Source organism: Xenorhabdus budapestensis, assembly GCF_017743015.1.
In the GTDB taxonomy this organism is placed as follows: Bacteria; Pseudomonadota; Gammaproteobacteria; order Enterobacterales; family Enterobacteriaceae; genus Xenorhabdus; species Xenorhabdus budapestensis.
Window position 1 is genome coordinate 3060226 of record NZ_CP072455.1, and the last position, 22991, is coordinate 3083216.

At 43.6% G+C, this 22991-nt stretch carries 19 protein-coding genes and 1 pseudogene; 6 read left to right on the forward strand and 14 right to left on the reverse strand.

Annotation, left to right across the window (positions count from 1 at the left end; genetic code table 11):
* Positions 1–14: 14 nt before the first annotated feature.
* The 9 genes from cydA to sdhC form a co-directional block, all read right to left on the reverse strand.
* Entirely contained in the window at positions 15–1601 is a 1587-nt protein-coding gene (cydA, locus tag HGO23_RS13400; protein ID WP_209026968.1) for a cytochrome ubiquinol oxidase subunit I, read from the reverse strand.
* A gap of 632 nt (positions 1602–2233) precedes the next feature.
* Positions 2234–3109 carry a succinate--CoA ligase subunit alpha gene (gene sucD / locus HGO23_RS13405; protein WP_209026969.1) on the reverse strand — a complete coding sequence of 292 codons (876 nt, stop codon included), beginning with the start codon at positions 3107–3109 and terminating at the stop codon, positions 2234–2236.
* The gene (gene sucC, locus HGO23_RS13410) at positions 3109–4275 is read right to left on the reverse strand and encodes an ADP-forming succinate--CoA ligase subunit beta (RefSeq protein ID WP_099134522.1); all 1167 of its coding nucleotides are present in this window, start codon (positions 4273–4275) and stop codon (positions 3109–3111) included. The genes sucD and sucC overlap by 1 nt, the downstream gene beginning before the upstream one ends.
* A 173-nt stretch (positions 4276–4448) precedes the next feature.
* Positions 4449–5657, reverse strand: coding sequence for a 2-oxoglutarate dehydrogenase complex dihydrolipoyllysine-residue succinyltransferase (gene odhB / locus HGO23_RS13415; protein WP_209026970.1), 1209 nt, complete (start codon positions 5655–5657; stop codon positions 4449–4451).
* A 14-nt stretch (positions 5658–5671) separates the two neighbouring features.
* On the reverse strand, positions 5672–8479 hold the full coding sequence (gene sucA, locus HGO23_RS13420; protein ID WP_209026971.1) for a 2-oxoglutarate dehydrogenase E1 component: 2808 nt from the start codon (positions 8477–8479) through the stop codon (positions 5672–5674).
* Positions 8480–8846: 367 nt separating this feature from the next.
* Positions 8847–9563, reverse strand: a complete 717-nt coding sequence (locus tag HGO23_RS13425; RefSeq protein WP_038263156.1) for a succinate dehydrogenase iron-sulfur subunit — start codon at positions 9561–9563, stop codon at positions 8847–8849.
* Positions 9564–9600: 37 nt separating this feature from the next.
* Positions 9601–11367: a succinate dehydrogenase flavoprotein subunit gene (sdhA, locus tag HGO23_RS13430; protein ID WP_209026972.1), complete on the reverse strand. Its 1767-nt coding sequence runs from the start codon at positions 11365–11367 to the stop codon at positions 9601–9603.
* On the reverse strand, positions 11368–11715 hold the full coding sequence (gene sdhD, locus HGO23_RS13435; protein WP_209026973.1) for a succinate dehydrogenase membrane anchor subunit: 348 nt from the start codon (positions 11713–11715) through the stop codon (positions 11368–11370).
* A complete protein-coding gene (gene sdhC / locus HGO23_RS13440) occupies positions 11709–12098 on the reverse strand; it encodes a succinate dehydrogenase cytochrome b556 subunit (protein ID WP_209026974.1) in 390 nt (129 codons plus the stop codon). The genes sdhD and sdhC overlap by 7 nt, the downstream gene beginning before the upstream one ends.
* Positions 12099–12721: 623 nt before the next feature.
* On the opposite strand from sdhC, the gene HGO23_RS13445 reads away from it, so the two are divergent.
* On the forward strand, positions 12722–14005 hold the full coding sequence (locus HGO23_RS13445; RefSeq protein ID WP_099134516.1) for a citrate synthase: 1284 nt from the start codon (positions 12722–12724) through the stop codon (positions 14003–14005).
* A gap of 230 nt (positions 14006–14235) precedes the next feature.
* On the opposite strand, the gene HGO23_RS13450 is transcribed toward HGO23_RS13445, so the two are convergent.
* Positions 14236–14997, reverse strand: a complete 762-nt coding sequence (locus tag HGO23_RS13450) for an AraC family transcriptional regulator (RefSeq protein ID WP_209026975.1) — start codon at positions 14995–14997, stop codon at positions 14236–14238.
* A 122-nt stretch (positions 14998–15119) separates the two neighbouring features.
* Here HGO23_RS13450 and HGO23_RS13455 point away from each other — a divergent pair, with 122 nt between their 5' ends.
* A complete protein-coding gene (locus tag HGO23_RS13455; RefSeq protein WP_209026976.1) occupies positions 15120–16271 on the forward strand; it encodes an MFS transporter in 1152 nt (383 codons plus the stop codon).
* A gap of 20 nt (positions 16272–16291) precedes the next feature.
* Here HGO23_RS13455 and HGO23_RS13460 read toward each other — a convergent pair whose 3' ends face one another.
* The 4 genes and pseudogenes from HGO23_RS13460 to HGO23_RS13475 all read right to left on the reverse strand — a co-directional run bounded on the left by HGO23_RS13460 (position 16292) and on the right by HGO23_RS13475 (position 18071).
* On the reverse strand, positions 16292–16591 hold the full coding sequence (locus HGO23_RS13460) for a helix-turn-helix domain-containing protein (protein WP_099134513.1): 300 nt from the start codon (positions 16589–16591) through the stop codon (positions 16292–16294).
* Positions 16588–16779 (reverse strand): annotated as a pseudogene (locus HGO23_RS13465) (type II toxin-antitoxin system RelE/ParE family toxin); the annotation flags it as partial. The gene HGO23_RS13460 and the pseudogene HGO23_RS13465, both read right to left, overlap by 4 nt.
* A gap of 92 nt (positions 16780–16871) precedes the next feature.
* Positions 16872–17615 carry a type 2 GTP cyclohydrolase I gene (locus tag HGO23_RS13470; RefSeq protein WP_099134511.1) on the reverse strand — a complete coding sequence of 248 codons (744 nt, stop codon included), beginning with the start codon at positions 17613–17615 and terminating at the stop codon, positions 16872–16874.
* Between the two features lie 246 nt (positions 17616–17861).
* A complete protein-coding gene (locus HGO23_RS13475) occupies positions 17862–18071 on the reverse strand; it encodes a YbfA family protein (RefSeq protein WP_099134510.1) in 210 nt (69 codons plus the stop codon).
* A 349-nt stretch (positions 18072–18420) separates the two neighbouring features.
* Between HGO23_RS13475 and kdpF the strand changes: the two genes are divergently transcribed.
* The 4 genes from kdpF to kdpC all read left to right on the forward strand — a co-directional run bounded on the left by kdpF (position 18421) and on the right by kdpC (position 22988).
* On the forward strand, positions 18421–18513 hold the full coding sequence (gene kdpF, locus HGO23_RS13480) for a K(+)-transporting ATPase subunit F (protein ID WP_099134509.1): 93 nt from the start codon (positions 18421–18423) through the stop codon (positions 18511–18513).
* A complete protein-coding gene (kdpA, locus tag HGO23_RS13485; RefSeq protein ID WP_209026978.1) occupies positions 18514–20220 on the forward strand; it encodes a potassium-transporting ATPase subunit KdpA in 1707 nt (568 codons plus the stop codon).
* A 32-nt stretch (positions 20221–20252) separates the two neighbouring features.
* Positions 20253–22319 carry a potassium-transporting ATPase subunit KdpB gene (gene kdpB, locus HGO23_RS13490; RefSeq protein WP_209026979.1) on the forward strand — a complete coding sequence of 689 codons (2067 nt, stop codon included), beginning with the start codon at positions 20253–20255 and terminating at the stop codon, positions 22317–22319.
* Positions 22320–22406: 87 nt separating this feature from the next.
* The gene (kdpC, locus tag HGO23_RS13495) at positions 22407–22988 is read left to right on the forward strand and encodes a potassium-transporting ATPase subunit KdpC (protein WP_209026980.1); all 582 of its coding nucleotides are present in this window, start codon (positions 22407–22409) and stop codon (positions 22986–22988) included.
* Positions 22989–22991: the final 3 nt, after the last annotated feature.

Genomic DNA, 22991 nt, shown 5'->3' on the forward strand with positions numbered 1-22991 from the left:
AAGTGGACTCCTGCTTACTCAATATTATTCGCTGAAGAATTATTGGTTGAAGAAATGGTTTTCTGTTCAAAATGGTAACGTCCGGTCTTAAGGCTACTTGGGCCAAGGCGCGCAAATTTGAACATCAAAAACATTTCAGCGATCAGGAACAAGGTATACAGACCACAAATCAGTGTCATTGAGAAAATCAGATCACCAATACTGCGTGTCGAAGCAGCCACTGCGGTTGGCAATACTTCACCAATTGCCCAAGGCTGACGGCCATACTCTGCAACAAACCAACCAGCTTCAACCGCAATCCACGGTAATGGAATACTGAACAACGCCGCACGCAACAACCACTTCTGTTGACCAATGCGATTACGGATCACGCTGAAGAATGCCAGGCCGATAACCAGTAACATGATGAAGCCACAGGCAACCATGATACGAAATGCAAAATAAAGTGGTGCCACAAGTGGAATAGAATCTTTCGCAGCGGCTTTAATTTGCTCTTCTGTCGCGTTTGCCACCTCTGGGGTGTAACGTTTTACGAGCATGCCGTAACCAAGGTCTTTTTTGCTTTCATTGAATGCTTTACGTACTGCCGGATCAGTGTTACCTGCACGCAGCTCTTCCAGCAATTCATATGCTTTAAGACCGTTACGGATACGTTGTTCATGCTGATTCATCAAGTCACGCAGGCCAACAACCGGAGTATCAGTGGAGCGTGTAGCGATAAGACCTAATATGTAAGGAATTTGAATGGAATATTTGTTTTCCATCTTATCCTGATCAGGAATACTAATCAGCGTGAATGCAGCCGGAGGAGTTTGAGTTTCCCACTCTGCTTCAATGGCAGCCAGTTTGGTTTTCTGCACATCCCCCATTTCGTATCCAGATTCATCCCCCAGTACAATGACAGACAGAACTGCTGCAATACCGAAACTTGATGCAATGGCAAATGAACGTTTAGCAAACGGAATATCCCGCCCTTTAAGTAAATAATAAGAGCTGATCCCCAAGACGAAAATTGCGCCTGTCACATAACCAGCAGCTACAGTATGAACAAACTTCACCTGGGCAACAGGATTCAGAACCAGATCACTAAAGCTCACCATCTCCATGCGCATGGTTTCAAAATTGAAATCAGATGCAATCGGATTTTGCATCCAGCCATTCGCAATTAGGATCCATAAAGCAGAAAAGTTAGAACCTAATGCAACCAACCAAGTCACAACCAAATGCTGTTTCTTGCTCAGACGATCCCAACCGAAAAAGAACAAACCAACAAATGTGGATTCAAGGAAGAACGCCATTAAACCTTCAATGGCCAGTGGTGCACCAAAAATATCACCAACGTAATGTGAGAAATATGACCAGTTTGTTCCGAACTGGAACTCCATAGTCAAACCTGTTGCGACACCCAAGGCAAAGTTAATACCAAATAGCTTACCCCAGAATTTCGTCATATCTTTGTAGATTTGTTTACCAGACAGAACATATACCGTTTCCATAATCGCAAGCAAAAACGCCATACCGAGTGTTAATGGTACGAATAAGAAATGGTACATAGCAGTTAAGGCAAACTGTAATCGTGACAGTTCGACAATATCAAACATCTTGACTCCTTGCTCCTAGCAGGAAGACACCGACTTGCGGCAACCCGACTTTCGTTTTACGAAAGTCTCGTAACTACCAGCAATAAGTGCCTCAAACACAACAACAACTTATTAAGTAAATTAAAATTTAGTAGATGCCTCAATAATATTACGCCTATATTCACACACAATAAATAGCTTTTGCGTGACTAAGATTAGAATTCTCTATATAGGTCAATAGTACCGAGGTAATATCTGTTTATTTTAGAAAAATTAAATCAAGTTTAGCGAACACACTCCACAGTAATAAATTGATTTTATTCAATTTTCTCTGTTTTCTGTTAATCATTGCAGCTATTATTTCATTACAGTTGATTTAGTGTTAATAATTTGTTTCCCACAATGCCTATTAATTTATTTTTTGCTGTAAAAAGCATTATAAAATTAACTTTCCATTTTCATTATGAGAAAAATATATTTTTCTAACATTTCTAATTAAATTAAACGATTAAATAGAGTTTTCTAAAATAAGTTCAATTAAATTTTAAAATATCCATCAGTATAAAAAGACTAACCTACTGTTTATATTATAAATAAAAATAAAAAGGCTGCTTTGAAGCAGCCTTTTTCTATAAAAATAACTTATTTAGTGACTATTTGCTGGCCAATAAACCCTTAACTGCATCGCCGATGTCAGCAAGGCTGCGGACAGTCTTCACTCCCGCGGATTCCAATGCTGCGAATTTTTCATCCGCCGTACCTTTACCACCTGCAATAATCGCCCCTGCATGCCCCATTCGCTTACCTTTAGGTGCTGTTACACCAGCGATGTAAGCCACAACAGGTTTAGTAACATGCTCTTTGATATACGCAGCCGCTTCTTCTTCTGCTGTACCACCAATTTCACCAATCATGACAATAGCTTCAGTCTGTGGATCTTCCTGGAACAGTTTCAGAATATCAATAAAATTTGAACCCGGGATTGGATCACCGCCGATACCAACACAAGTGGATTGACCTAATCCTGCGTCAGTTGTCTGCTTCACAGCCTCGTAAGTCAAAGTCCCTGAACGAGACACAATACCCACTTTACCTGCCTTATGAATATGACCGGGCATAATACCGATCTTACATTCATCCGGAGTAATAACACCCGGACAGTTAGGGCCGATCATGCGAACGCCATCCTGATCCAGTTTTACCTTAACTGCCAGCATATCCAGCGTTGGGATGCCTTCAGTAATGGTAATGATCAGTTTAATACCTGCATCAATAGCCTCCAGAATAGAGTCTTTACAGAATGGCGCTGGCACATAAATAACAGAAGCTGTCGCACCTGTTGTTTCAACTGCTTCGCGGACGGTATTAAAAACAGGCAGACCAAGATGTTGCGTGCCACCTTTACCTGGCGTCACACCGCCAACCATTTGAGTACCGTAAGCGATCGCTTGTTCTGAATGAAAAGTACCCTGACTGCCAGTGAAACCCTGACAAATCACTTTGGTGTTTTTATCAATTAAAATAGACATTATTTGTTCCCCGCTGCTGCGACTGCCTGTTTAGCTGCGTCTGTTAAACTGGTTGCTGCAATAATATTCAAACCACTATCAGCCAGTTTCTTCGCACCCAGTTCAGCATTATTCCCTTCCAAACGAACGACTACAGGTACGTGAACACCCACTTCTTCCACCGCACCAATAATACCGTCAGCAATCAGGTCACAACGGACGATCCCACCAAAGATATTTACCAAGACAGCTTTCACATTTTCATCCGACAGGATAATTTTGAACGCTTCAGTAACACGCTCTTTTGTCGCACCACCGCCCACATCAAGGAAGTTAGCTGGTGCGCCACCATGCAGCTTGACAATGTCCATAGTTCCCATCGCCAAACCAGCACCATTTACCATACAACCAATGTTGCCATCCAACGCAACATAATTCAGTTCCCATTGTGCAGCCTGAGCTTCACGTGGATCTTCCTGTGAAGGGTCGTGCATTTCACGTAGTTCAGCTTGACGGAACATAGCATTACCGTCCGCACCTAACTTCCCATCCAGACAGACAAGATCACCTTGAGTTGTAATAACCAACGGATTAATTTCGACTAGAGCCAGGTCACGTTCAAGGAAAAGGTTTGCCAATCCCAGGAAAATTTTAGTGAATTGGTTGACTTGTTTACCAGTCAGACCCAGCTTGAACGCTAGTTCACGGCCTTGGTAGGACATAGGGCCAGCCAGTGGATCGATGATTGCTTTATGAATCAGTTCGGGCGTTTCTTCCGCCACTTTTTCTATTTCGACGCCACCTTCGGTAGAGGCCATGAACACTACACGACGTGTACCACGGTCAACAACGGCACCAAGATACAGCTCCTTGGCAATATCGGTAGCCCCTTCTACCAGGATTTGATGGACAGGTTGCCCCTGTACATCTGTCTGGTAAGTTACCAGTCGTTTACCCAGCCACTGTTCAGCAAAAGCACGGATATCCTCCTTGCTATTGACGACTTTCACGCCCCCGGCTTTACCGCGACCGCCAGCATGAACCTGACATTTAACGACCCAAGGGCCTGCACCAATCTTGGATGCTGCTTCTTCTGCTTCGCGTGGTGTAGTGCAGGCATAACCAGCAGGCGCTGGTAAGCCATACCGTGCAAAAAGTTGTTTTGCCTGATACTCGTGTAAATTCATGATGTTCTATCCATAATTTAATCTAAGAAAGGTAAACTATCTTCTATTTTGTTGCTCTGGATATGACCAGCCCGAAGGCTGGCCGCATAATTTATTACATCAGCACTTTTTACATCAACATCGTTTTACTTCAGACTGGGCGGAATTTAACACCCTCCACCCTGATGGTGATGCTATACATCCAGCAACAAACGTGTTGGATCTTCCAGCATTTCTTTGATAGTCACCAGGAAACCTACAGACTCACGTCCGTCAATCAGGCGATGGTCATAAGACAGAGCCAGATACATCATCGGAAGGATCTCAATCTGACCATTTACTGCCATTGGGCGATCTTTAATAGCATGCATGCCAAGGATCGCACTTTGTGGTGGGTTAATTATCGGAGTAGACATCAAGGAGCCAAAAACACCACCATTGGTAATAGTGAAATTACCGCCAGTGAGTTCTTCAACGGTCAATTTGCCGTCACGGCCTTTAATAGCCAGCTCTTTGATGTTTTTCTCAATATCAGCCATGCCTAATGCATCTGCATCACGCAGTACTGGCGTCACCAAACCACGAGGTGTGGATACCGCAATGCTGATATCAAAATAGTTGTGGTAAACCACGTCTGTGCCATCAATAGAAGCATTAACTTCTGGATAACGTTTCAATGCTTCAACAACGGCTTTCACATAGAAAGACATAAAACCCAGACGGACACCGTGACGTTTTTCAAACTCATCACCGTATTGCTTACGCAATTCCTGAATTGGCTTCATATTGACTTCGTTAAAAGTCGTCAGCATTGCAGTGTTGTTTTTCGCTTCGAGCAGACGTTCTGCAATACGCTTACGCAAACGAGTCATTGGTACGCGTTTTTCACTGCGGTGTGGTAGCTGAGATGGTTGAGCCGCTGGAGCAGATTTAGCACTCTCTTTTTTATTCGCAGCAATATATTTTTCTACATCTTCGCGCACAATACGGCCACCTACACCACTGCCTTTAATTGCAGTAGGATCTAAATCATGCTCTGCAATTAAACGACGAACTGCCGGGCTCAGTGCATCATTGCTTTCTTCTTCCAAAGAAGCTGTCTGGCGTTGTGCTGGTGTTGCTTCTGTTTGTTCTTTCACCACAGCAGGCATACCAGTACTGTCACTCAGGTTAATGCGGCCAAGCAGTTGCTTAGACAGTACAGTGGCTCCTTCTTCTTCCAGAATAGATTCCAGAACACCCGCTTCACTTGCTGGTACTTCTAAAATCACTTTGTCTGTTTCGATTTCAACCAGAATGTCATCACGCTCTACGGGATCACCTGGTTTTTTATGCCATGTCGCAACAGTGGCATCCGCAACAGATTCAGGAAGGTCTGGAACCAGAATTTCTACGCTACTCATTTTCTATCCTTTATTTATTCAACGTTCAGTGCGTCATTAACCAGAGCTTGCTGTTGCTGCTGGTGAACAGATGTATAGCCCACAGCCGGGGAAGCAGAAGCCGGACGCCCTGCATAACGTAAAGAAGCCCCAAATGGGATCGCTTCACGGAAATTATGTTGACTGCAATACCAAGCCCCTTGGTTCAATGGCTCTTCCTGGCACCAGACAAAATCATGAGCATGTGCATACTGCTCAAGTAAAGTCTGCATGTCCTGACGCGGGAATGGATACAGTTGTTCAATACGCACAATGGCGACGTCGGTCTGCTCGTTCTTACGACGTTGTTCCAGCAGATCGTAATAAACTTTACCAGAGCAAAGTACAACGCGTTTCACACCTTTTGGATCCAACGCATCAACTTCACCAATCACTGTTTCAAATTTACCGTTAGCCAGTTCATCTAGGCTGGATACTGCCAATGGATGACGCAGCAACGACTTAGGTGACATGACTATCAGGGGACGACGCATACCACGCAGTGCCTGACGACGCAGCATGTGGTAAACCTGAGCCGGAGTTGATGGCACACAAACCTGCATGTTCTGTTCTGCACACAATTGCAGGTAACGTTCCAGACGTGCTGATGAGTGCTCAGGGCCTTGTCCTTCGTAGCCATGTGGCAACAACATGACCAGGCCACACATACGACCCCATTTTTGCTCACCAGAACTGATAAACTGATCAATCACAACCTGCGCTACGTTGGCAAAATCACCAAACTGGGCTTCCCAGATAGTTAATGTACGAGGCTCTGTCGTTGCATAACCATATTCAAATGCCAGTACAGCTTCTTCTGACAGGACTGAATCCCATACGTTAAATATACCCTGACCGTTGTGAACATTTGCCAGAGGGACATAAACAGAAGCATTAGCCTGATTGTGGACAACAGCATGGCGGTGGAAGAATGTGCCACGGCCAGCGTCTTCACCAGACAAACGAACTGGAATACCTTCATCAACCAAGGTTGCATAAGCCAGTGTTTCCGCTCCACCCCAGTCAAACAGTTTGTTGCCGTTGGCCATGTCTGCACGATCAGCGTAGATTTTTGCAACACGAGAGTGCATTTCCACTTCGGCAGGAATGGTACTAATGCGTTTACCAAGATCTTGCAGACGCTTCATATCCATTTTATGTGGATACTCTTCATCCCATTCGTGATTCAGGTAAGGTTCCCATGTAAACGAATGCAATCCCATTGGGCGCCATTCATCTACAACACATTCACCATGATCCAGTACATCACGATATAAGTTAACCATTTCAGTCACATCGTTAGGCGACAACAGACCTTCTGCGATGAGTTTGTCCGCATAGATCTTACGTGGAGTCGGATGCTTCTTGATTTTCTGATACATCAGTGGCTGAGTTGCACTTGGCTCATCAGCTTCGTTATGACCGTGACGACGGTAACAAACCAGATCAATCATCACGTCACGTTTAAAGGTATTACGGAAATCCAGAGCCAGGCGGGTAACAAAAGCAACAGCTTCCGGGTCATCAGCATTAACGTGGAAAATCGGTGCCTGAACCATTTTCACAACATCAGTACAATATTGTGTTGAACGGGCATCTTTCGGGTTGGAAGTAGTAAAACCAATCTGGTTGTTAACCACAATGCGAACAGTGCCACCAACTTCATAACCGCGAGCCTGAGACATGTTCAGTGTTTCCTGAACAATCCCCTGCCCTGTTACTGCTGCGTCACCATGAATGGTTACTGGCAACACCATGTTGCTCTGACCTTCATCAAGACGGTCACGGCGAGCACGTACTGAACCAATAACTACAGGACTGACAATTTCAAGGTGAGATGGGTTGAATGCCAACGCTAAATGTACTAAACCACCTTCGGTTTCGAAATCAGAGGAAAAACCCTGATGATACTTCACATCACCTGTTCCGAGATGTTCTTTATGTTTCCCGGCAAATTCATCAAACAGATCAGCAGGTTTTTTACCTAAGATATTAATAAGAACATTGAGGCGACCACGGTGAGCCATGCCAAGTACAACTTCGCGTGTATCTTGCTTACCTGCATGACGGATCAAGTCCTTCAGCATTGGAACCAGTGCATCACCGCCTTCCAGAGAAAAACGTTTCGCCCCTGGAAATTTAGCCCCCAGATAACGCTCCAGACCTTCTGCCGCAGTTAACTCCGCCAGAAAGCGACGTTTTTCATCTGCGCTGAATTGTGAACTGACAGAGACAGATTCCAGGCGCTGCTGGATCCAGCGCTTTTCTTCTGTATTGGTGATATGCATATATTCCGCACCAATAGAGCCGCAATAAATGCGCTTCAGTACGTCATACAAATCCGCCAATTTCATTGTCTCTTTGCCGCTAGCAAATGAGCCTACATTAAACGTTTCTTCAAAATCTGCTTTTGTTAAATTATGGAAAACAGGATCGAGATCCGGTACAGGTTCCTGTTTCCATAATCCCAATGGATCAAGATTCGCATGTTGATGACCGCGGAAGCGGAATGCGTTGATAAGCTGCAAAACCTTAACTTGTTTTGCATCCATTGCTGGATCGCTGACTGAAGTGTGGTAACGAGTGGCATCCTTTGCCAGACGACGGAAGTAATCACGTGTCTGTGAGTGAAGTTGTTCCCCGTGAAGTCCTGCATCCGGTAATTGTTGGAAAATTTCTCTCCAACCTGCATCAACAGAATTAGGATCGGTTATATAGTCTTCATAGATTTGCTCTATGTAAGACTGGTTTGCACCAGCCAGAAAGCTTGAATCCAGCCAGTCCTTCATTGCACCGTTCTGCATTGTGATCCCTTAAGCTTTAAAAGCTTTAGTTTTCGCCGTGGTTAACAAATACCGCTTTATTAATAAGCGGTGTTGATAAAAGGTTCATTTGGACGTGCTTAATGCATGTTCTTTATTTAGGTTATCCTACCCTTCAAGGAACCTTTAAAAACTGAGAAGCAGTTTTTAAAGGTCCCTTATTCCAATAACATGCGCCGTCATTAGCAGCAGGCAATTTATCATCTTTCATTCTTTATGCCCTCCACTGGTTTGATATTTATTTCAAAATTGTGGAGGGCAACCTTATATGCATTATTTACACACAATTTATGTGTTATTTATGCACTATCTATACATTATCGGTATATTTAATTAGGTAATATTTTAATTAAGCACTATGTCTTAACAACATCGACTTAATATGCCCAATCGCCTTTGTCGGGTTAAGGCCTTTAGGACACACACTGACGCAGTTCATGATCCCATGACAACGAAAGACACTGAAAGCATCATTCAATCCATCCAATCGGGATGAAGTTTCAGTATCACGGCTATCAATCAGAAAACGATATGCGGCTAAAAGACCTGCTGGCCCAATAAATTTATCCGGGTTCCACCAGAATGACGGGCATGACGTCGAACAACAGGCACACAGGATACATTCATAAAGACCATCCAATTTTGCGCGCTGTTCTGGTGATTGCAGATGTTCACGCGCAGGTGGATTTTTACCGTCATTAAGCAAATAAGGACGGATTTTCTCATATTGCGCGTAAAACTGCCCCATATCAACAACCAGGTCACGAATAACGGGTAAACCAGGCAGCGGACGAATAACAATCTTCTTGTTACCACGGCGTAATGCTGAAACAGGAGTAATACAAGCCAGCCCGTTTTTACCATTCATATTCAGACCGTCAGAACCACATACACCTTCACGGCACGAACGGCGGAATGACAACGTTGGATCTTGTTCCTTCAACTGGATAAGTGCATCCAGCAGCATCATGTCACGCCCTTCTTCAGCTTCCAGCGTGTAATCCTGCATACGGGGTGCGTTGTCTACATCCGGATTATAACGATAAATTGAGAATTCAAGTTTCATAATCTATTTCTCCGCAACTGGAACATCAGCAACGCAATTAGTAAGAACGCACTTTCGGCGGGAAGGCTTCACGCAATTTTGGCTGCATGTTAACTTCACGACGGGTCATGCTCTCAGTCTGCGGTAAATACAAGCTATGGCACAGCCAATTTGCATCATCACGCTCTGGATAATCGAAACGGCTATGCGCTCCACGACTTTCTGTACGGAAATTTGCAGCCACAGCAGTCGAATAAGCGGTTTCCATCAGGTTATCCAATTCCAGACATTCAATACGCTGGGTATTGAACTCTGATGATGTATCATCCAAACGGGCATTTTGCAGGCGCTCACGGATGACTTTCAATTCATCTAATCCTCTCGCCATCGCATCACCTTCACGGAATACAGAGAAGTTGTGCTGCATACAAGCCTGCAATGCTTTACGGATTTCAACCGGATCTTCGCCTGAACGGGTATTGTTCCAACGGTTCAGACGTTGCAGTGCTGCATCAACATCAGACTCGCTGGCATCACGGCTGGTTCCTTGTTCCATCAGACACTCTTTCAAGTGCAAACCAGCAGAACGGCCAAAGACCACCAAATCCAGTAATGAATTACCACCTAAACGGTTCGCACCATGAACAGATACACAAGCGATTTCACCCACAGCAAATAAGCCCGGAATGATAACATCTTCGCCTTTCTCATTAATAGTCAGTGCCTGACCAGTAATTTTAGTTGGAATTCCACCCATCATATAGTGGCAGGTTGGGATCACCGGAATCGGTTCTTTTACAGGGTCTACGTGGGCAAAAGTACGGGATAGTTCAAGGATACCCGGCAGGCGGGATTCTAGAACCTCTTTACCCAAATGATCCAGCTTCAATTTCACGTGAGGTCCCCATGGGCCTTCACAACCGCGACCTTCACGAATTTCGATCATCATAGACCGTGCAACCACATCGCGACCAGCCAGATCTTTAGCATTTGGTGCATAACGCTCCATAAAGCGTTCACCATCTTTATTCAGCAGATAACCACCTTCACCACGGCAGCCTTCTGTCACCAATACACCAGCACCCGCAATTCCTGTCGGATGGAATTGCCACATTTCCATATCCTGAACAGGAACACCAGCACGCAACGCCATACCAACACCATCACCAGTATTGATATGCGCATTAGTTGTAGATTGAAAAATACGGCCTGCACCGCCTGTTGCGAGAATAGTTGCCTTGGCTTTGAAATAGACGACTTCACCTGTTTCAATACAGATGGCTGTACAGCCAACAGTAGCACCATCTTGGTTTTTTACCAGATCCAGAGAATACCACTCAGAGAAAATGGTCGTGTGGTTCTTCAGGTTTTGCTGATACAGGGTATGAAGTAATGCGTGACCAGTACGGTCAGCAGCAGCAGCTGTGCGGGCAGCCTGCTCACCGCCAAAATTTCTGGATTGCCCACCAAATGGACGCTGATAGATACGTCCATCATCCAGGCGTGAGAATGGCAACCCCATGTGTTCCAGTTCCAAAATCGCTTCAGGGCCAGTTTTACACATATATTCGATGGCATCCTGGTCACCGATATAGTCGGAACCTTTCACGGTGTCATACATATGCCATTCCCAGTTATCATCATGAGAGTTGCCCAGAGCAACGGTAATGCCACCCTGTGCTGAAACTGTATGGGAGCGGGTCGGGAAAACCTTAGAAATCAGGGCACAAGACAAGCCCATTTGTGAAATTTGCAGTGCAGCACGCATACCTGCGCCGCCAGCACCAATAACAACAGCGTCAAACTCTCTTACTGGCAGTTTCATTTATGCACCCCACACAACAATTGTTCCGTAAATCAAATAAGCCAGCAGCGCAACAATAATCACCAGTTGCAACACCAGACGCAGTGCCAGTGGCTTCACATAATCTGTCAGCACCTGCCACATTCCGATCCATGCGTGGACCAGAATAGAAATCAGTGCCAATATGGTGAACACTTTAGTGAGAGATGAAGAAAAAAAACCGCTCCAAACTTCATAAGTGATGTCTGACGTTATTGCTACAAAACCAATAAGATAAAGAACATATAAAACAATAACGATTGCAGATGCACGTAACAACAGCCAGTCCTGAATACCCGTGCGCCCCAATGCGGATGCGTTGCTTACCATATTAATACCCCAGCCAGAATAGACAGAATAACTGCGATCACTATTGCCAATTTGGCAGAAGTTTTACCAGTAGCAAGGCTCTCTTCCAAAAAGCCAAAATCCATCAAAACATGGCGGATCCCACCACAGATGTGGTAACCCAATGCCGTTAATATCCCCCACAGGATAAATTTGGCGAAAAAGCCAGTCATAATTTCAGATGCATGCTGGAAGCCCTCTTGCGAAGACAGTGACATACCCAGCAACCACAACAGAATGCCGACTGCTATAAAGGTGATGATGCCTGAGATACGGTGCAAGATCGAAGCTATCGCGGACACGGGTTGATTTATCGTCCGCAAATCGAGGTTGACAGGTCTTTGTTTTTTCACAATTTTGCCCACACAGCTTTTTTTTATTTTCCATCCTCCGGCCCTGGGTGGGAATCAGACAGCGTTAAGAGGATACAAAGACACAACATAATTAATTTAACAATCCTTACTGTTCATCAAACGTTGTGATTTGATTACGCTGGGTGCTCCTACATCAGGTATCCGGAGACCTTAACGCAGTATAAGTACTTCACATTGTTATTACAATTCCCACACAATATGATTATTAACATTTAGCTTGAACAGTGAGTAAGATCACGCTTCAAACATTTATCATAAAAACCATTATCTTGTTTGACAAAGATTAAACATTTATCTTACATATATGACGGTGCATATTATTCACCGTCGTTTTGCGATGAAAAAGTAAACTTCACGAAAAACGCGAGCTTTGTAAAAGTATCGTTATGACACAAAATGGTAACATTTTATGTTAAGAATACTTTAGATATGACATCCAGAAACTTTTTAACAACCTGAAAACGATTGTCGTCCGTAAATGAGATTTCAGCATTAAATGTATACAGCCTGATTTTTAATTCTCTCCGGTAGCACAATGCCGTCGGCACAGTAAAAAATTGCGCCTATCTGAAGGTTGTTAGGGGTTATAAAAAATAAGCGCTAAGGAGATGTAAATGGCTGATAAAAAGGCTACGTTGACCATAAATGGTTCAGCTGCTATCGAACTAGACGTACTAACGCCAACCCTAGGTTCTGAAGTGATTGACGTTCGTACCCTCGGCTCAAAAGGCTTCTATACCTACGATCCCGGTTTCACTTCCACTGCCTCTTGTGAGTCGAAAATCACCTATATTGATGGCAACGAAGGCATTTTGCTGCACCGTGGTTTTCCCATCGATCAGCTCGCAACGAAATCAAACTATCTGGAAGTTTGTTATATTCTGCTGTACGGGGAACCACCAACACCCGAAGAATACGAAAAATTCAAAAAAACTGTGACTCGTCATACGATGATCCACGAGCAGATTACCCGCCTGTTTCACGGTTTCCGTCGTGATTCTCATCCTATGGCTGTACTTTGTGGTGTGACTGGCGCTCTTGCGGCTTTCTATCACGATGCAGTGGATGTTCATAATCCTCAACACCGCGAAATCACTGCATATCGTCTGCTATCCAAAATGCCAACTGTGGCAGCAATGTGTTACAAATACTCCATTGGTCAACCTTTCGTTTATCCTCGTAATGATCTTTCTTATGCCGGTAACTTCCTGTATATGATGTTCTCAACGCCTTGTGAGGAATATAAGGTCAATCCGGTGTTGGAAAAAGCAATGGATCGCATTTTTATTCTACATGCGGATCATGAACAGAATGCTTCGACTTCAACAGTACGTACCGCGGGTTCTTCTGGTGCGAATCCATTCGTCTGCATCGCTGCGGGAATTGCATCATTGTGGGGACCTGCACATGGTGGCGCAAATGAAGCTTGTCTGCGTATGCTGGAAGAGATCCAGACTGTCGATCACATTCCTGAATTTGTCGCCCGCGCCAAAGATAAAAATGACTCTTTCCGCCTGATGGGCTTTGGTCATCGCATCTATAAAAACTATGATCCACGTGCTACTGTGATGCGTGAAACCTGTCATGAAGTACTGGATGAACTTGGTCTGAATGACAGTTTGTTGGAAGTTGCCATGGAGCTGGAACGTATTGCCCTGAGCGATCCGTACTTTATTGAGAAAAAACTGTATCCGAATGTCGATTTCTATTCTGGTATTATTCTGAAAGCAATGGGGATTCCATCCTCCATGTTTACCGTAATCTTTGCCATTGCCCGTACAATTGGCTGGATTGCACACTGGAATGAAATGCATGACGATGGTTTGAAGATCGCTCGTCCTCGCCAGCTTTACACTGGTCATACTAAGCGCGACTTCACGAGTAAGATTAAAAAATAATCTAACAAACTTACTGACACACTTCATATTCTGAAGCGTGTATATACTGCACCTTACCTGCCAATCCACCACAATTGGCTTGCCATCTGATAGTAGGGTGCAGTATCCGCTACGTGATACCCATTATTATTTCAATAAAAGGGACTGCTTATGATCCTTCCTAAAAAGCTTTCTATTGGTGAAACTATTGGTTTTTTCTCCTCTTCATCCCCTGCAACTGCTTTTGCCCCTTAGCCTGCCATATACTCACGTGGCGGCTTTCCGATGATTTTGCGAAAGAACGTGACAAAAGCACTGTCATTGGCAAACCCCAACTCCTGAGCCACATAAGATATCGTCTTACCCTGTGCCAATAATTCAATTGACTTAATCAACCGCCATTGTTGCCGCCATTGTTGATAATTCATTCCCGTTTCACGCTGAAATATGCGGGTAATCGTTTTTTCACTGGCACCAATATAAGTAGCCATTTCCTGTAGTGGAGGAGGTAATTGCTCAAACAACAAACGAGCCAAACGACGATCAAGAGGCAAAGGCAATAACGTTGGCTCTCGGTGTGCCGCACACATTTCATCAAAAAGCACTGCCAATAAATGTGCGTCTTTTCCCTGATTCCAGTCAGTATCAAAAGGCGATATTGCAATACGTTCCAAAACTGCCTGTAGCAATGGTGTAGCTTCCAGTACTTCACTCCTGTCAGATATCCAATCCACCTCAGAAACATCAAGATAGATAGAACGATATCCAACAGAACCACGCATTTCCGCCCGATGTAATGTCCTTGGCGGGATCCATGCCACTCTGGTCGGAGGTAAAACAGAAATCTGATTAGCCAAAGTGATCTTGATACAACCCCGCTGAGTAAACAATAGCTGACCCATAACATGTTGATGAAAACCAGAGTCGTGCTGTCCCATCTCTGCCGCAATGCCTACTACAGGTACATTCAAACTGTCAGGATCAAAATGATCACTTTGCCTCAACCATGCCATATTAGCTCCCGTTAAATTAATGTCTGATTATATAAATTTATTGTCTTTATTATCATAACTAGACAGCTATCAGAATGCTAACCTTCTGGTCATCACTCATTAACGATCAGAAGAAAAATACCATGCAAGTTAAACCATCACTTTGGCTCGCTATTGCTTTAATGATGTTTCCTCAAATTGTGGAAACTATCTATAGCCCTGCCCTAACCAATATTGCCAATAGCTTTGCCGTCAATGCAGAACAAGCCTCGCAAACCTTGTCACTCTACTTTTTCGCCTTTGCTATTGGTTTCGTCGTATGGGGTCGCATGTGTGATGTTATTGGCAGACGTCCTACCATTATTGCCGGGTTATTACTCTATGGTCTGGCTTGTGTTATAGCTCTATTAACAGAGCACTTCTGGTTACTACTGTGCGCCAGAATGTTATCCGCTTTCGGAGCAGCGGTCGGCTCAATCGGGACACAAACTATCATGCGCGATAGTTACAGTGGTGAAGAACTGGCACGTGTTTTCTCCATTATGGGCATTGCTTTGGCGGCCAGTCCTGCCATTGGTATGATCAGCGGCTCTGCACTGAATCATTTTGGCGGTTATCAGGCCGTATTCGCAGGATTGACTATTTTGGCTGCTATTTTGACCAGTTGGTCTGTTATTCGCTTACCAGAAACACACCCGGTAACTGTAACAAAAGTTGCGCTATCTGATACCGCCAGCGTGATGTTGAAAGATATTGCCATTTGGCGAAGTGTATTTCTCATCGCTTTATTCAATGTTTGTCTATTCAGCTACTATCAACTGGCTCCTTTCCGTTTTGCACAATTCGGATTATCACCAGAGCTTTTCGGTTATACCGGACTACTCTTCACACTCGGTGCTGGGGTGGGTTCAGTATTTAATAAACAATTTTTAAAAAAGAAATGGACAACTAAAAAAATCATATCCCTTACGGCATGGCTTGTCTTATTAAGTGGGATTGGTGTTTATCTGCTTGAAAATAGTTGGCTGTTTATTTTCCCTATGTTGGGTATTGTGATTGCTTACGGCCTTGCAATTCCCAATATTTTAGCCTCTGCCTTAAATCGCTATACAGATAGATTGGGCACAGCAGGCGCCTTGTTAGGGTTATTTTACTATTTGCTGTTAGGGGCTGGCCTAGCTCTTGCTGGTTGGAGTCAAGCGTTAGGTAATATTCTAATTTATTGTGGATTAATCACAGTGTTTCTATCCTTGCCGGGTATTACACCCAGCAAGAACAATAACCTTAAAGGTTAGTGCAAGTATTCAACTATCTGCTAAATATGGAAAATTTTTCCATTACCAGTTGGGAGTTCTACAGTTAAGCTCAACTTACCTCCCATCGCTTCAACATAACGTTTTAGTGTAACTAACTTTATATCATTACCCCGTTGTTCTATTTGAGTAATGGCTGGTTGGCTGATACCTAAACTGTTAGCCAATTTTTGCTGAGAAATATTTAACTCTTCCCTCAACAGTTGTAATCCAGTTTCTAAAACTAGCTCATCAGCCATTTGTTTTATCTCTGCTTGATCTTCTTCCAAAAATTCTTGAATTTTCTCTTTGAGAGTTTTCATTTCTTACCCTCCAAATTAGCTAAATGTGCTTCATATTCCGCATCAGCAATCGCGATCATTTCTTTGTAAAAACGTTTATCATTTGTGGCTTTATCACCTGCACACAGGGCAATAGCCTGCCTTAAAGGATCAAAAGCAAAAAGCGCTCTGATAGGTCTTCCTTTACATTGGATCCTTAATTCTTTCATATACAATCCACACGATGACCTCATAAGCCATAACTTATAATAGCATTATATAAGTCATGACTTATATATCAATGGTTATGCATTGTAAGACATCAAGCCGGATTAGGAATATCAATAAAAGTGACATTCAACCCATGATGATTCGCCAGCCATTCACCAAGCGTTTTGATGCCATAGCGCTCGGTGGCATGGTGCCCTGCCGAATAAAAATGTAACCCCATTTCACGGGCAACATGAATGGTCTTTTCGGATACCTCACCAGTAACAAAAGCATCAACACCAAATTCAGCAGCTTGCTCAATAAAACTTTGTCCGCCACCTGTACACCATGCGATAGTGCGGATCTCTTCCCGGGCGTTATCACCACAATGCAGTACCTTGCGCTCCAGTCTTTTTTCAAGGCGTTCGGTCAATTCTACCGGAGTAATAGGTTGATCAAATGCACCATGAGGAAGTAAGGGATCAATCGTTCCTATGATTTTCACACCCATCTGACGTGCTAACTGAACATTATTGCCTAATGTAGGATGAGCATCCAGCGGGAGATGGTAACCGTACAGGTTAATGTCATTACAGAGTAAAGTTTGTAAACGACGGCGTTTCATGCCTCGGATAACAGGCGATTCATTCTTCCAAAAATATCCATGATGTACGATGACAGCATCAGCTTCCAGACGAACAGCTTCATCCAGTAGAGCCTGACATGCTGTCACGCCCGTTATAACCCGTTGAATATGACGGCGTCCTTCCACCTGCAATCCATTAGGGGCATAATCCTGAAACTCACGAACATTCAGTTCCATATTGAGTACATGCTCTAATTCAACATTATTCATTACACACCCCTTATTATTTAGCTTTTTCACCATAGAAAACGTACCTATTCTTCGCTTACCCAAAGTGATATATATATGTATTAAGTAACGACATCAGTAGTAATAAGTAAGAAGAGCAAAACACCCTGCCAGCATAAGTTGGCAAGGTGTCAGAATACTACATTTAATACTATATTCAGAAGGCTATATTAGTCAGAAAACATTATGCAGAAAAAACGAAGAACAGCCAGTCACCGAGTAGAAGATTCAGGGAATTAACGTGTCAGAGGCAATTTCTGCACGTTCTAACCATACGGGTTTATCACTTGTTTTTACCCATACTTTGTGCAAGTAGCTGTAAAAACGGGCACGGTTTCGGCTAAATAACATAACAGGAAGCGCAGTGACGCCTAATGCGACAGCGCCAACACGCCGCAAGAGAACCTGATGCCGGGAATATTCACGATATGTAGACATAAAGACCCTCCTTAATGGGCAATGCCTGTAAGACATATTAAATTTTACTTGATGAAATGAAATTTTACTACTGATCAGACCACTTTTTTAGTGCTTAAAATCACTCTTTTTTTGTCGGTACGTAATTTAATTACAAAAAAAACTTAAACAGAAACAAAACCAACATTTTAAAAACATAAAATTAACTCATTGGAATTTGCTAAACTAAACTTATTCTTTATAACGACGAATCAATCAAATTTATTTATATTTTAATTTTACAGGCTCTCTTTATTTAATCACTTCTTTGTATGGTCACTTTTATTCTCAACCGTCTGTTGTTATTAAGAAGTAAACAAGGAGATAAGCAGTGAATAAATTACTCATTATCGTTGGCGCTATCCTGCTAGTGCTATTACTGTTCTATTTGATTTATGCGTTATTAAATGCGGAGGATTTCTAAATGGAAGCCTCTCCTTTTCTGCTGATAGCCACTTTCTTATTATTTCTATTTATATTAAGTAAACCTCTTGGAAATTTTATCGCTAACCTAATTGAAGGAGAATTACCTCACTGGATTACAAATACAGAAATAATCTTATGGCGCTGTTGTGGTTTACAAAAACCCGGTAATAGCTTCAAAGAAATGAACTGGTGGCAATATACATTTGCCATTATTATATTCAACGTTGCAGGCCTGTTGTTATTATTTATCCTGCTGATAAGTCAAAAATATCTGCCACTCAATCCACAACATTTTGCGGGAATGAAATGGGATTTGGCACTCAATACAGCAATTAGCTTTATCACTAATACTAACTGGCAAGCCTACAGTGGCGAAAACACCCTCAGTTATCTGAGCCAGATGGCAGGATTAACCGTGCAAAACTTCCTGTCAGCTGCGACAGGTATTGCCATTGCGTTTACCTTAATACGAGCATTTTCCCGTCAGGGTATAAAAACTCTAGGGAATGCGTGGGTTGATATCACCCGTATTACTCTATATTTACTGCTACCTCTGGCGATCATTTTTGCTCTTATCTTTGCCAGCCAAGGTGTGATTCAAAATTTCTCTCCCTATGTTGCAGTCCATACCCTTGAAGGACAGCAACAATTACTCCCTATGGGGCCGGTAGCTTCTCAGGAAGCTATCAAATTACTGGGAACAAATGGCGGAGGTGTATTTGGAGCAAATTCAGCTCATCCTTTTGAAAACCCAAATGCCATCAGTAACTTTGTACAAATGCTTGCAATTTTTCTGATCCCCAGTGCCTTGTGTTTCGCATTTGGTCTGGTTGTTGGAGATAATCGCCAGGGGTATGCCTTACTCTGGGCAATGAGCATTATTTTCATCATTTCTGTATCTGTTGTGATGTACGCTGAAACTGTGGGTAATCCCCACTTCATGCAATTAGGAGTCAGCAGCAATATCAATATGGAAGGAAAGGAAAACCGCTTTGGTATTCTTGTTTCCTCCCTTTACAGCATAATCACGACAGCGGCCTCTTGTGGAGCAGTCAATGCAATGCATGATTCTTTCACGGCATTAGGGGGCATGATACCACTCTGGTTAATGCAAATTGGCGAAGTCGTATTTGGTGGTGTAGGCGCCGGGCTCTATGGCATGTTGCTATTTGTTCTGTTAGCCGTTTTTATTGCGGGCTTGATGATAGGTCGTGCTCCTGAATATTTGGGCAAGAAAATTGATGTTCATGAAATGAAAATGGTCGCTCTTGCAATTCTGGTTACCCCCTCTCTTATCTTGCTAGGAACTGCGCTGTCAGTTTCGTTTGATGCGGGACGAGCTGCCGTAACCAATCCCGGAGCGCACGGTTTCACAGAAATACTTTATGCTGTCACATCTGCGGCAAATAATAACGGTAGTGCTTTTGCTGGCCTGGAAGCCAATAACCTGTTTTACAATCTGCTCTTAGGAATAGTGATGTTTCTTGGGCGTTTTGGTGTCATTCTGCCTGTACTATCCATCGCTGGTTCCATGAGTAGTAAAAAACGCCAGCCGATCAGTAACGGTACGCTACCGACGCATAGTGCCTTATTCATTGGTTTACTAATTTTGGTCATCTTATTGGTTGGAGCACTCACTTTCATTCCCGCATTGGCTCTTGGCCCTATTGCTGAGCATTTACAACTTTGGCAACTATCACGTTAGGTGAAGTTGTGAGATAAATTGTGAGATAAGTAATGAGAAATAAAAAACAGGCATTGTTTGAATCCGATCTCATTCGCCAAGCGATTATCGATTCAATAAAAAAATGTCATCCGGCCATTCAGTGGCACAATCCGGTCATGTTTGTCGTTTATCTTGGTAGCTGCCTGACTACCTTGTTATGGCTCGGTATATTAATCGGTCAGACAGAAGGCAATGCACTTTTTACTGGATCAATTGCTTTATGGTTATGGTTCACTGTACTGTTTGCCAATTTTGCTGAAGCGCTGGCAGAAGGACGCAGTCAGGCTCAGGCTTCCAGCCTGAAAGGTGTAAAACAAACGACCTGGGCCACCAGACTTTCCACGCCCAGTCGCAACGCTACAAAAGAGAAAGTCACTTCAGATAGTTTACGCAAAGGAGATATTGTACTGATAGAAGCGGGTGAAATTATCCCCTGTGATGGAGAAGTCATTGAAGGCGGTGCTTCTGTTAATGAAAGTGCTATTACAGGGGAATCAGCCCCGGTGATCCGGGAATCAGGAGGAGATTTTGCTTCCGTAACGGGAGGAACCCAAGTGTTATCAGATTGGCTAATCATAGAATGTTCTGTCAATCCGGGAGAAACCTTCCTTGACAGGATGATCTCAATGGTTGAAGGAGCCAAACGGCGAAAAACACCGAACGAAATTGCTCTCTCGATTCTACTTACTGCTCTCACCATCATTTTCCTGCTAACCTGCGCCAGTTTACTCCCTTTTTCCTTATTCAGTGTTGAAGCCAACCATTCCGGTGCCCCCATTACAATCACAGTAGTGATCGCGCTGTTAGTTTGTTTAATTCCCACCACCATTGGCGGATTGCTTTCTGCTATCGGTGTTGCAGGTATGAGTCGCATGTTGGAAGCTAATGTCATTGCTACCAGCGGGCGTGCCATTGAAGCCGCAGGCGATGTAGATGTTCTGTTGCTGGATAAAACCGGCACAATCACATTAGGCAACCGTCAGGCATCTCAGTTTTTGCCTGCTCCCGGTGTGACGGAACAACAATTGGCTGATGCTGCACAACTTTCCTCACTTGCCGATGAAACACCTGAAGGACGCAGCATCGTGATTCTGGCAAAACAGCGTTTTAATATGCGTGAACGTGACCTGCGTGCCTTAAACTCTACGTTTATTCCTTTTTCTGCCATGACCCGCATGAGTGGGGTCAACATTAACGACCGCATGATCCGCAAGGGAGCAGTTGATGCTATCCGCCGCCATATTGAAGCTAACCGTAGTCAATTTCCTGAAGCTATTAACCTACTGGTACAGCAAGTAGCAAGCAAAGGTGGTACGCCACTGGTTGTTGCCGAAAATCAGCGGGTTTTGGGAGTCGTTGCCCTAAAAGATATTATCAAAGGGGGTATTAAGGAGCGTTTCAATGAAATGCGTAGGATGGGGATCAAGACTGTCATGATCACCGGCGATAATCATCTGACCGCTGCCGCCATCGCCGCAGAAGCGGGAGTTGATGATTTTCTCGCAGAAGCTACTCCCGAAGCAAAACTGACGTTGATCCGCCAATATCAATCTGAAGGGCGTTTGGTTGCAATGACCGGTGATGGTACAAACGATGCTCCCGCTCTGGCTCAGGCTGATGTTGCCGTTGCCATGAATTCAGGTACTCAGGCTGCAAAAGAGGCTGGCAATATGGTGGACTTGGATTCTAATCCCACCAAATTAATTGAAGTGGTACGTATCGGTAAACAAATGCTGATGACCCGAGGTTCTTTGACCACATTTAGTATCGCCAATGACATTGCCAAATATTTTGCCATTATTCCTGCCGCATTTTCCGTCACTTATCCGCAGCTTAATACTCTGAACATCATGCACCTCCATTCACCCCAATCGGCAGTACTGTCGGCGGTGATTTTCAATGCAATCATCATTATCTTTTTACTGCCATTGGCTCTGAAAGGTGTCAGCTATCGTCCGATGAATGCACTGTCGCTCCTGCGACGCAATTTATGGCTATATGGTCTTGGTGGTTTGCTTATGCCTTTTGCGGGTATCAAACTTATCGACATGCTAGTCACTGCACTCGGTTTTAAATAACACGAATTCTGAATAGAACAATTTCCAGATAATACAGATTTCAAATCATTAGGTTCTAGAATTTAACTATCAAGTAAGGTGACAAAAATGATTTGGTTACGTTCTTCCATTGTTTTGTTGATATTTCTTACCCTGATCACCGGTATAGCTTATCCGCTACTGATCACCGGGATTTCAGCAACATTATTTCACTATAAGGCTACCGGCTCATTGATTGAACAGAATGGAAAATTTATCGGTTCTGAATTAATCGGACAGGAATTCACTAAAGCCGCCTATTTTCATGGGCGTCCTTCCATGACCGCTCTACAGCCCTATAATGCGTTATCATCCGGGGGAAGCAATCTGTCACCAACTAACCCGATTTTATTTCATAAAATACAACAACAGATTATTAAAATTCGTTTATTTAACTACCCGGAAAACCAACCAATTCCGGTCGATTTAGTGACAGCATCCGGCAGTGGACTTGATCCTCATATCTCACCTGAAGCAGCCGAATTCCAAGCACAGCGCATCGCCACGGCCCGCCACATACCAATAAATGTAATTAATAAACTGATTCAGGAAAATACAACTTCTCCACTGCCGAACTACCTTGGTCAGCCTGTAGTCAATGTTCTGAAACTTAATCTGGCATTAGATAACTTGCGAGCACAAGGCCAATAACTT